Below are 9,650 nucleotides of genomic sequence, written 5' to 3'. Positions count from 1 at the left end.
GCGCCTACCACCACGCCATCGACGACCTCAGCCGCCGCGCTGGAACCGCTGCCTGACCAGCGATCCCAGCTCAACATCCACAAACTTGACTCGATCTTCCCGGCTTCGCCGAATCAAGCCGGGCTAGGCGGGGCGCGCGACACCGTCACCGGCGTGCTCGATCACGACGGCCGCGTTGCCGCACTGCCCGGCCAGGCTGGTGCCGCCGCCCCGCGCCAAGCTCCGCCCTACACTCCGAGCAGGTCGGTGAGGTCGTCCGCGTGTTCCTCCTCCTCTTCCAGGATCGACTCCATGAGCCGCCGCGTCGTCGGGTCGCCCTCGCCGAGCCAGCGGATGATCTCCTGGTAGGTGGAGATGACGATGCGCTCGGCCCAGAGGTTGGCCTCCAGCAGGGCGCGCAGGTCCGTGTCCGCGGGGGCCTGGTAGTCGGTGTGCGAGCGCTGTACGAGCTTGGCGGGGTCGAAGTCCGGATCCCCGCCGAGCTGGCTGACCCGCTCGGCCGCCCGCAGCGCGTGGTTGAGCTCCTCCTTGGCGTGCTCGGTGAACTCCTCGGACACCTGCGCCCGGTCGATCCCCTTGGCCGAGATGGCGTGCCTGGTGTACCTGAGCCAGCACACCACCTCGGTCGCGATCACGTCGTTGAGCACCTTGATGACCTTCTGCGGGTCGTGCCCGAACGTCTCCGTGACCGGTCCTTCGTCCATCTTCTGCCGGACCTGGTCACGGATTCTGGTGACGTCCAGCACGAAGTCGTCGGTCTGAGTCATGTGTGTCCCCATCCTTCCCCCGGTGAGGAGTTCCCCTGGTCAAAGGTAACTTTGAGCGGCCTTCCGCGCGGGTTGCGACACCCCGGGCGGGCTCGGGGCGTACCGGGGCGCGGGAGAATGGCGGGTGATGGACGAGCGGCGCATGATACGGATCTCGAAATACCTGGCCCGGCATCTGCGGCACGATCCGCAGCGCATCGGCCTCACCCTCGACGCCGGCGGCTGGGTGCCGGTGGACGAGCTGTTGCGGGCCGCGGCCGAGCACGGGTTCGCGTTCACGGCCGCGGAGTTGTGGCAGGTCGTCGAGTCCAACGACAAGCGGCGGTACGCGATCGAGGACGGCCGGATCCGGGCCAGCCAGGGGCATTCGGTGCCGGTGGACCTCGACCTGCCCGTCGCCGAGCCGCCCGGAATGCTCTATCACGGCACCGTCGGGCGGTTCCTGGCGGCGATCAAGGAGGAGGGGCTGCGGCCGATGAACCGGCAGCACGTGCACCTGTCGCCCGACCGGGAGACGGCGACGCGGGTGGGGGCCCGGCGGGGCGTTCCCGTGGTGCTGGTGGTGGCGGCGGGGGCGATGCACGCCGACGGGCACGCGTTCCGGCTCAGCGCCAACGGGGTCTGGCTGGTCGATCACGTGCCGCCGGGCTACCTGCGCTTTCCCTCCTGAGCACCCAGCGCGTCGCGGGCGGCCATCAGGGCGAAGCCGAGCAGGTTCAGTCCCTGCCACGTCGCGGGCGAGGCGGCCCGCTCGTCGCCGGCCGCCAGCCCGATGCCCCACACCCGGTCCACCGGGCTCGCCTCCACCAGGTCGGAGTTCGACCACGGGGGGGCACTTCGCCGCGCTGGAGACGCCCGAGGTGATGATCACGGAGCTGCGCGAGTTCTTCCGCTCCCTCTCCTGAGGGTCCCCGGCGGGCTTCGTCTCATTGGCTAGGCTTTCTTCCGGAGGCCACTGATGCGCGCACGCGATCTCGCCGTCGAGTTCCCGACGGTCACCCTGGACACCCCGGCCCTGGAGGCGGCCAGGCTGCTGGCCGAGCGGGATCTGCCCGGGCTCATCCTGGTCGACGCGGCGGGGCGGCCGCTCAGCATCCTGCCCGGCACCCAGGTGCTGCGGCTGGCGGTGCCCGCGTACTGCCAGGACGATCCCGCGCTGGCCCGGGTGGTGGACGAGGCGCACGCGGACCTGTTCCTGCGCCGATTGGGGGGCCGGACCGTGCGCGAGTGCCTGCCCGAGCAGCCCCGTGAGCTGCCGGTGGCCGACACGAAGGCGACCGTGCTGGAGCTGGCGGCGCTGATGGCCCGGACGCGTAGCCCACTGGTGGCCGTGGTCGACGAGGAGCGGCTGGTGGGGGCGGTCACGTTGCAGTCTCTGCTGGACCACGCGCTCGAGATCTGACCTGATCACTGGTCGCTCGCGTAGCCGACGGCGAAGGCGCGCTTGAGGTAGTCCCACGCGGGCGCGGTGAGGAGGCCCTTCGTCGCGGACTCCGCGCCCTCGGCGTCGATCTTGCCGTAGAGGGCCGACACGACGGTCCTGTCGCCGCCCGCCAGCCCGGACACGGCCTCGGTCCAGCGGCGCGCGAGCTCCTGAACGGCCGGATCCGCCGGGTCCGTGCCATGCCCGGCATGAGCATCCGCCTCGGCGGCCAGGCCGGTGAGCTGCCGCAGCCGGCCGCCGAATCCCTCCTGTCCGAGCTCCTGGTGCCGTTCCTCGAACCGGGCGAGTTGTTCGGGTGTGAAGTGCTTGGCCTGCATCATCGCCTCCATCGTCGCTATGAGCTGGTCGATCGACGGCTCCCTGGCGGAGCCCAGCGCCTCGGCGATGCCGAGCAGCCGGCGGTGCAAGGCGCGTTGCCCGGCCAGCTGCCGTTCGACCTGTTCGAGCTGCCGCCGGATGGTCGCGTGGAGATCGGCGCCGTCCAGCGAGTCCGCGATCTCGCCGAGCGGCAGCCGCAGCTCCCGCAGCGCCAGGATCCGGTACAGGCGTCGTACGTCGTCGCCGGTGTACAGGCGATGGCCGGCCGCCGAACGCTCGGCCGGGCACAGCAGTCCGATCTGGTGGAAGTGGCGCAGGGTCCGCACGGTCACGCCCGTGGCGGCCGCGAGTTCGCCGATCTTCCAGCGCCGTTCGTTCACATCGATCACCTGCCGACGACGGTAGGACCTGACGCCGCGTCATGCGCAAGCTCGGGCGTACCCGCGTCGTAGGGTGGTCGTATGGTGAGGACCGCGGCACGACAGCCCGTACCCACTCGGCGCGCGGACGCCGAGCGCAACATCGCCGCGATCCTAGAAGCCGGGACCCGGCTGCTCAGCGCCGATCCCACCGCCAGCGTGGCCGACATCGCCAAGGCCGCCGGGGTGGGCCGGGTCACGCTCTACGGCCACTTCCCGTCGCGGGAGGCGCTGGTGGACGCGGTGCTCGACCACACGGTCGACATGGCCGACGCGGCGCTGGGGGACGGGGAGATCGACACGGCGCCCGCGCCGGAGGCCATGGCCGGGCTGCTGCGGTCGTCCTGGGAGATCCTCGACCGGCATCGCCGGCTGTTCGTGGCCGCCGACCGGGTCCTGGCCACGGAGCGGATCAGAGAGCACCATGACCGGCCGCTGCGGCGGGTCGAGCGGCTCATCGCGCGGGGGCAGGATGACGGCGACTTCCGTACCGACCTGCCGTTGCCGTGGCTGGTGACGACGTTCTTCTCGATCATCCACAGCGCCGCGCAGGAGCGGGAGGCGGGACGGCTCTCGCCGGAGGAGGTCGAGCAGGTGCTGACCAAGACGATGTTGTCGCTCCTCGCCCCGAAACCCTGAGCGCGCGTAGTGATGCGGGCCGAGCCGCCGGCGTACGGGAAGCAGAACAGGCGCGGTGCCGCGCCGGAGGGCGGGTGAGCGATCATGTGGCGAAACTACCGAGCCGATGAGACTCCAGCCCTCCGTCCCAGCCACACGGCGGCCGCGATGCCCGCCACGAGCACGGCCACCGCCGGCACCAGCTCCCACCCCGACCCGGCCAGCGCGGGGAAGTGGGACTCCACCATTCCGGCGGAATTCTGCGCCGCGTGGAAGATCAGCACGGGGATCAGCGAGCCCGCCGTGCTGTTGAACAACCAGGTGAAGACGCAGGCCAGGGCAAGCACCGAGATCAGGAACAACCCGATCTCGACCGCGCTCCGGCCCAGCAGCGCGGGCAGATGCCAGGGACCCCACAACACCCCGATGACCAGGCTGGCCCGCAACGGCGTCGTGTGCTCCAGCAGCCTCGGCAACGCGAACCCGCGCAGCCCCGGCTCCTCCCCCATCGCTCCGCGAAGCAGCAGGAAGACGATGAAACCATGGTCGAGCCCGATCAGAGAGGCCGCCACGAGGTCCGTACTCACCTGGAACGACGGCAACCCGCCCGCGGCGGCCACACCCAGGGCGTACCAGCCCAGCGGCAGGAACGCGACCAGATACCAGTACCACCGGACCCGCCACCGCACGAGCCTGCGCCCCAGCTCGGCCAGCCCGGCCCGCCCCCGCACCGCCACGATGACCGCCACCCCGGCGAGGCTGAAGGCGAAGTCCTGCACCCGCGTGATCCCGTAAACCACCCATTCGGGAACGGCCAGCCGCGTCCCGTCGAAGTCGAAGACCTCGCCCATCGCATGCAGCCGCCGCCAGTCCGGCAACCCCGACCGCCGCGCGATCACGTCCAGCACCGGGATGAGCCCCCAGGTGATCGTGTACGCCAGCACGAAGAACACGACCAGCGGCCAGTCGATCCGCCGGACGTAACTTCGGATCCTGCGGTGCGTACTTTTGATCATGCTGTTCACCTGACGGCCCGACTCCAGAGGAACGGGAAAGCGGATCGAGGAGACCACCGCGTCCCGGACGCCTCCCCCATTGCTACCGCACGAGGCACCAGCGCGCTTCCCGGGCCGGCTCGGCCGGGGGATCGCCCGCGGGCTCGCTGCCCCGCCCTCCGCCACCGGCCGCCGGTCCGGCTTCGTCCTCAGATGCCTCTCCTACCGCCCAGGCACGTCCACCGGACCTGGCCGAGGCGCCGACGGGGCCGCACTCGGACTCGGTCCGCCCGCCCGGCCGATTCCCCTGGATGAGCTGGGCGCCATCCTGTTGCACGCTCGCCAGGTGTGTATGGGGCCGCTGCGCCCACATCGACCTTGCCTGATGAGCAGGGTGAGCAACGGTTAATGGGCAATCTCGCTCAGAAGGACCCCTTCACGACGGTGGACCGGCGCGTGAGCGTGGCGCCGTCACCGTCGATCCACCTTGAGCAGCGCCGGGCTGTCAGGGGCGCCAGGTTTCTCGCGAGTCTGGACTCGGGGCCGGCTCGGGCGGGGCTTGGAGTATCGCGGGGATGATGATGGAGTCGACGATCTCGGTGATCACTTCCTCGCCGGGTGGCTGGCCGTACAGCACGACCTCGTTGCGGATCAGGTCGAGCGGGAGCCTTGCCACTCGTCCGGGTAGGCGGACGGCGGGGATTTCGCCTCGCTCGACCGCCCGCTGGACGATGGTCGCCACGGTCTGTCCCTGAGTCGTGGCAGCCAATCGGGCGCGCAGTGCGTGAGCGGCGTCCGGGTCACGAGCGGTCTCGGCAGCCATTCCGGCCAGGATCTCGCCATGGACGGTGCCGACTCGGCGCACGACCTGCCTCATCAGGGCGCGTAGATCGGTTCGCAGGGTGCCGGTCTCCAGCGGCTCGGTCTCGGTGGGCGCCGCGTGGTCCAGGGCGGCAAGGGCCAATTGGGCTCGGGTGGGCCAGCGACGGTGGATCACTGGCCGGCTGGTTCCCGCCTTGGCGGCTACGGCCTCCATGGTCAGCTTGGCGTAGCCCACCTCGCGCAGCAGGTCCCAGGCCGCGTCGAGGATGGCCTGCTCCAACCGTTCTCCGCGCCGCCGGTTCATCATCCATCCTCTTAGATGCATTGCGCATCTTATTTGGTACGCCTAGATTAGATGCAGTCAGCATCTTATCTGGCGTACTTGAAGGAGAGAACACTATGACTGCTCGACAAAGCCACATGCTGGACGTGACCGGCGCGCGCCTCTACTACGAGGTGCGCGGTTCGGGACCCACGCTCTTGCTGATCCCTGGAAGCAATGGCGACGCCGGGCTCTACGACGCCATGGCAGACCTGCTCGCCGACCACCACACGGTCATCAGCTACGACCGCCGAGGTTTCTCCCGCAGCCCCATCCAGCAGGAACGGCAGGCGGGATGGATCGAGACGCACACCGAAGACGCGCGTCGCCTGCTCCACGCCGTCGCCGGGGGACCATCCCACGTGTTCGGCAGCAGCGCGGGAGCCGTCATCGGGCTGGCCCTCATCAGCCGGCACCCGCAGCAGATCACCAGGCTCGTCGCCCACGAACCGCCACTGGCCGAGCTGCTGCCGGACGCCATGCAGTGGCGTGCCTTCTTCCAGGACGTCAGCACCACCTATCAGAGCCAGGGCGCGGACGCGGCGATGCGGAAGTTCATGACCGGCATCGGGATGGACACGGCCCAACGGCCCCTCGATCCCGACCCCGAGCTGATCAGCCGCATATCAGGAAACGTGCACACCATCCTGACCCAGGAAGTGCCAAACGCTCCCAGCCACCGGCCGGACCTCACTGCGCTCGACGCACACCACACCCGCATCACCCTCGCGGGAGGCCGCGACTCACGTGACCACTTCCCCTATCGCCCAGCCGCCACGCTGGCAGCCCGCTGGAACCAGAAGATCACCGATTTCCCCGGAGACCACACCGGCTACTGGTCCCACCCCGCCGAGTTCGCCTCCACGCTGGTCGACGCCATGGGCTCTCTGGCTCTGTGACATGTGCTGTCTGGCCGCGGGCATGGTCCCCGATCCTCACCGCTGCCGGCTGGTCACAGGCGGGCGGTCCAGTAAAGGGAGGTCATTTCAGACCGGACAGGCGGCACAGCACCGTGAAGCCGTCGTCGGTGCCGGGCCAGTGGCGGCGCACCGCGTCCAGTCCTGCGCGACGCACGACCGAGCGCAACACCGCGGTCACGATGATGGCGTCGTCGGCATAGCCCAGGACGGGGATGAAGTCGGGCACCAGATCCAGCGGAAAGGCCAGGTAGGCCAGCAGCAAGACCAGCCGGATACGCACATCGCGCGGCAGACCGGGGTCGCCGGCCAGGCGACGCACCAGGCGCAGCACGTCGGGCAGCAGTCGCAGCGCCTCGCGCAACAAGCCGCCCCGTGGCCGGACGATCGCCAGCGTCACGATCAGTGCCAGCCAGGTGATCAGCAGCGCGACGGCAACCCCGATCAGCACATCCGCCCACCAGAGCCCCGTCATGATTGCTCTGCCTGATGCGGTCTCGATGACGACGAGGCCGTCTCGGCCGACAGCGCGGCCTGCTCGAAGTCGGCCAGGTCCGCGGCGGCGTCCGCGACGGCGGCCCGCGAGGCCGCTCCCGCAGGGGCGGCGAAGTAGTCCCGGGCGGAGATCTTGGCCATCCAGGAGCGGAAGCGGTCCAGGTCGGCCTCGGACTCCTCGACCTCGGCGTAGGTGGCCCGTCCGCGGGTCCGCTCCCGTGCCAGCTCCTCGCGAAAAGCGGGCAGCCGCTCCAGCACCTCGGCGTACTCGGCGGCACGGGCGGCGTTGAACTCACCCACGATCTGCCGTCGCTCGGCCGCGTCTGTGAGAGCCAGGTGCAGCATCCGGCCGGTGCCGCCCTGCTGGCGCACCCGGTCCAGCAGCCGGCGTACCTGCCGCACGGTCTGCTCTCGCTCCGGCAGCAGGCACACCGACTGCTGCAGATACAGCGCGCCCAGTGAGCGCAACTTGCGCCACACCTGCACCCGCAGAGTCGGCGCGGCCCCGGCGGTGGACACGCTGATCAGCAACCAGCCATCCTCATCCGTATTGTCCGTCACGCGCATATGTTACACCCGTAACATTTACTCGCACTGAGACCTGCAAACACTCGTGCAGCGCGGCGTCCGCCAAGGAGCCCGGCATCGGCACCGCGAAGGTAAGCGCCGTGCTAACCGGGTGCTGAGCGGGCGCTGTTGCGTCCCTTCCTACCGTGCGTTCATGCGGTCCAGCAGCAGAACGAACGTCCCGATGCCGATCTCCGTCGCGTTCCTGGGCCTCGGGGCGGTCGTTGGCTTCGCCGCCCGCACGCCCGCGTGGACCGCGGCGGACACGAGCGTGAGCCAGGCGGTGCAGTCGGCCCGCAGCCCGTGGCTGACCACGGTGGCGCAGGTCCTGAACGTGGGGTTCGGCACCGTCGTGGGCGCGGCCCTCGCAGCCGTTCTCATCGTGGGGGTCGCCGTCTCGGGACGGCTGCGCGCCGCGGGACGCGTGCTGGTGGTGATCGGCGCAGGGTGGGGCGTCAGCCCGCTGGTCAAGACCCTCGTCGCCCGTCCACGGCCACCGGCGGCCCACGCCCTGGTCCACGAGCTCGGCCCCGGCTTCCCCAGCGGTCACGTGTGCCTGACGCTGTCGATCGTGGTCGCCGTCGCGCTGCTGGTCGGCAGGACCCGCCTTTTCCGGCCCGTCGTGGCGGCGGGCTGCGTGCTCGTGGCCGGCCAGATGCTGGCGAGGGTCTACCTCGGGGCGCACTATCCCACCGACACCCTGGGCTCGATCATCCTGACCCCGGCCGCCATCCACCTGACGGCGAACACGCGCCGGCTGGCCCTGTTCCTGCTCCAGGTGGACAACCGCCGCAGGGCACGCCGGGCCGGCCCGCCCAGCACCCGGCAGGTGAAGATCCTCCTGATGCACGCGCACGGCATGGGCGGCACCATCAGGACCGCCTTCAACCTCGCGGGCACGCTGTCGGCCGATCATGACGTGGAGATCGTCAGCGTCATCAAGACCAAGGAGAAGCCCTTCTTCCCGGTTCCTGCCGGCGTTCGCGTCACCTTCCTGGACGACCGCCTCGGCCGCCGCGCCCGCGGCGCCCGGCTCGCGCGCCTGCTGCGCAGCAGGCTCATCCCGCGAGAGGAGGCCGCCTATGGCATGTTCGACCTGCGCACCGACCTGGCGCTCGTGCGCTTCCTGCGCGGGCTGCGCACCGGCGTCCTGATCACCACGCGTCCCGGGCTCAACCTGGCCGGCGCCCTGCTGGCCCCGCCCGGCGTGATCACGATCGGGCAGGAGCACGTCGGCTTCGGCGCGCACAAGCCCGCCGTCCGGGAAATGACCGCCCGCAGGTACGGCCGGCTCGACGCGCTCGTCACCCTGACCGAGGCCGACCTGGGCGCCTACCGCGCGGCCCTGGGCGCCCGCGCGCCCCGCCACCTGCTGCGCATCCCCAATGCCGCGCCGCCCCTCACCGGCGGGGCCTCCCCCTTGACCGCCAAGACCGTCATCGCGATCGGCCGCCTGGCCAAGGTCAAGGGCTTCGACCTGCTCCTGCGCGCCTGGGAACAGGTCAGCGCCGCACACCCCGGCTGGACGCTCCGGATCGTCGGATCCGGGTCCGAGCGCGGTCGCCTCCTCGCGCTGGCCGGCGAGCTCGGGCTGGGCTCGGTAGAGCTGCCCGGCCCCTCGCGCGACGTCGGCGCCCAGCTCGACGACGCCTCGCTCTTCGTGCTCAGCTCCCGCCGCGAGGGATTCCCGATGACCATCCTGGAGGCGTTGAGCAAGGGCGTGCCCGTGGTCGCCTTCGACTGCCCGCACGGCCCGGGCGAGATCATCACCCATGGCCACGACGGGCTCCTCGTCCCTCGCCGGGACGTCGGCGCCCTGGCCGCGGCGATCGGCCTCCTCATCGAGGACGAGACCGAGCGCCGCATGATGGGGACGGCCGCGCTGGCCACCTCCAAGCAGTACGACCTGGACGTCATCGGCGACGAATGGACCGAGCTGCTGGCCGAGCTGGAAGCGGGCCGCTGA

General features: G+C 70.6%; 11 protein-coding genes and 1 pseudogene. 5 read left to right on the top strand and 7 right to left on the bottom strand.

Annotation, left to right across the window (positions count from 1 at the left end; translation table 11 throughout):
- Nucleotides 1–227: 227 nt before the first annotated feature.
- Nucleotides 228–767, bottom strand: a complete 540-nt coding sequence (locus ACFLIM_RS24240; RefSeq protein ID WP_393169046.1) for a DUF892 family protein — start codon at nt 765–767, stop codon at nt 228–230.
- Nucleotides 768–909: 142 nt separating this feature from the next.
- On the opposite strand from ACFLIM_RS24240, the gene ACFLIM_RS24235 reads away from it, so the two are divergent.
- A complete protein-coding gene (locus ACFLIM_RS24235; RefSeq protein WP_449291482.1) occupies nt 910–1,437 on the top strand; it encodes an RNA 2'-phosphotransferase in 528 nt (175 codons plus the stop codon).
- Here the strand turns inward: ACFLIM_RS24235 and ACFLIM_RS24230 are convergent.
- Nucleotides 1,416–1,577: pseudogene (locus ACFLIM_RS24230) on the bottom strand (NADAR domain-containing protein); the annotation flags it as partial. The gene ACFLIM_RS24235 and the pseudogene ACFLIM_RS24230 overlap by 22 nt on opposite strands.
- 148 nt (nt 1,578–1,725) lie before the next feature.
- Here ACFLIM_RS24230 and ACFLIM_RS24225 point away from each other — a divergent pair.
- Nucleotides 1,726–2,169, top strand: coding sequence for a CBS domain-containing protein (locus ACFLIM_RS24225; protein WP_393169042.1), 444 nt, complete (start codon nt 1,726–1,728; stop codon nt 2,167–2,169).
- 5 nt (nt 2,170–2,174) lie between these two features.
- Here ACFLIM_RS24225 and ACFLIM_RS24220 read toward each other — a convergent pair whose 3' ends face one another.
- Nucleotides 2,175–2,918 (bottom strand): MerR family transcriptional regulator, encoded by a 744-nt coding sequence (locus ACFLIM_RS24220; RefSeq protein ID WP_393169040.1) that lies wholly within the window; start codon nt 2,916–2,918, stop codon nt 2,175–2,177.
- Between the two features lie 72 nt (nt 2,919–2,990).
- Here ACFLIM_RS24220 and ACFLIM_RS24215 point away from each other — a divergent pair, with 72 nt between their 5' ends.
- Nucleotides 2,991–3,587: a TetR/AcrR family transcriptional regulator gene (locus ACFLIM_RS24215; RefSeq protein ID WP_393169038.1), complete on the top strand. Its 597-nt coding sequence runs from the start codon at nt 2,991–2,993 to the stop codon at nt 3,585–3,587.
- A 95-nt stretch (nt 3,588–3,682) separates the two neighbouring features.
- Here the strand turns inward: ACFLIM_RS24215 and ACFLIM_RS24210 are convergent, their stop codons facing one another.
- Together ACFLIM_RS24210 and ACFLIM_RS24205 are read right to left on the bottom strand one after the other, a co-directional pair.
- Nucleotides 3,683–4,582, bottom strand: a complete 900-nt coding sequence (locus tag ACFLIM_RS24210) for a CPBP family intramembrane glutamic endopeptidase (RefSeq protein ID WP_393169036.1) — start codon at nt 4,580–4,582, stop codon at nt 3,683–3,685.
- 484 nt (nt 4,583–5,066) lie between these two features.
- Entirely contained in the window at nt 5,067–5,690 is a 624-nt protein-coding gene (locus ACFLIM_RS24205) for a TetR/AcrR family transcriptional regulator (RefSeq protein ID WP_393169034.1), read from the bottom strand.
- A gap of 92 nt (nt 5,691–5,782) precedes the next feature.
- On the opposite strand from ACFLIM_RS24205, the gene ACFLIM_RS24200 reads away from it, so the two are divergent.
- Nucleotides 5,783–6,604, top strand: a complete 822-nt coding sequence (locus tag ACFLIM_RS24200; RefSeq protein WP_393169032.1) for an alpha/beta hydrolase — start codon at nt 5,783–5,785, stop codon at nt 6,602–6,604.
- An 82-nt stretch (nt 6,605–6,686) separates the two neighbouring features.
- On the opposite strand, the gene ACFLIM_RS24195 is transcribed toward ACFLIM_RS24200, so the two are convergent.
- Both ACFLIM_RS24195 and ACFLIM_RS24190 read right to left on the bottom strand, forming a co-directional pair.
- Nucleotides 6,687–7,097, bottom strand: coding sequence for a YkvA family protein (locus ACFLIM_RS24195; protein ID WP_393169030.1), 411 nt, complete (start codon nt 7,095–7,097; stop codon nt 6,687–6,689).
- Entirely contained in the window at nt 7,094–7,678 is a 585-nt protein-coding gene (locus ACFLIM_RS24190; protein WP_393169029.1) for a Chromate resistance protein ChrB, read from the bottom strand. The genes ACFLIM_RS24195 and ACFLIM_RS24190 overlap by 4 nt, the downstream gene beginning before the upstream one ends.
- Before the next feature lie 160 nt (nt 7,679–7,838).
- Here ACFLIM_RS24190 and ACFLIM_RS24185 point away from each other — a divergent pair, with 160 nt between their 5' ends.
- Entirely contained in the window at nt 7,839–9,650 is a 1,812-nt protein-coding gene (locus ACFLIM_RS24185; protein ID WP_393169027.1) for a glycosyltransferase, read from the top strand.

The organism is Nonomuraea marmarensis (assembly GCF_043197025.1).
Taxonomy (GTDB): Bacteria; Actinomycetota; Actinomycetes; order Streptosporangiales; family Streptosporangiaceae; genus Nonomuraea; species Nonomuraea marmarensis.
The sequence above is the reverse complement of the archived record's forward strand: the minus strand, read 5'-3'. Positions and strand labels throughout refer to the sequence as shown.

Excerpts from the sequence above, each read along its gene's own strand:
- ACFLIM_RS24215 (WP_393169038.1), top strand. The coding sequence starts at position 2,991 with ATGGTGAGGACCGCGGCACGACAGCCCGTACCCACTCGGCGCGCGGAC.
- ACFLIM_RS24185 (WP_393169027.1), top strand. The coding sequence starts at position 7,839 with ATGCGGTCCAGCAGCAGAACGAACGTCCCGATGCCGATCTCCGTCGCG.
- ACFLIM_RS24225 (WP_393169042.1), top strand. The coding sequence starts at position 1,726 with ATGCGCGCACGCGATCTCGCCGTCGAGTTCCCGACGGTCACCCTGGAC.
- ACFLIM_RS24210 (WP_393169036.1), bottom strand. The coding sequence starts at position 4,582 with ATGATCAAAAGTACGCACCGCAGGATCCGAAGTTACGTCCGGCGGATC.
- ACFLIM_RS24200 (WP_393169032.1), top strand. The coding sequence starts at position 5,783 with ATGACTGCTCGACAAAGCCACATGCTGGACGTGACCGGCGCGCGCCTC.
- ACFLIM_RS24235 (WP_449291482.1), top strand. The coding sequence starts at position 910 with ATGATACGGATCTCGAAATACCTGGCCCGGCATCTGCGGCACGATCCG.
- ACFLIM_RS24195 (WP_393169030.1), bottom strand. The coding sequence starts at position 7,097 with ATGACGGGGCTCTGGTGGGCGGATGTGCTGATCGGGGTTGCCGTCGCG.
- ACFLIM_RS24240 (WP_393169046.1), bottom strand. The coding sequence starts at position 767 with ATGACTCAGACCGACGACTTCGTGCTGGACGTCACCAGAATCCGTGAC.
- ACFLIM_RS24205 (WP_393169034.1), bottom strand. The coding sequence starts at position 5,690 with ATGATGAACCGGCGGCGCGGAGAACGGTTGGAGCAGGCCATCCTCGAC.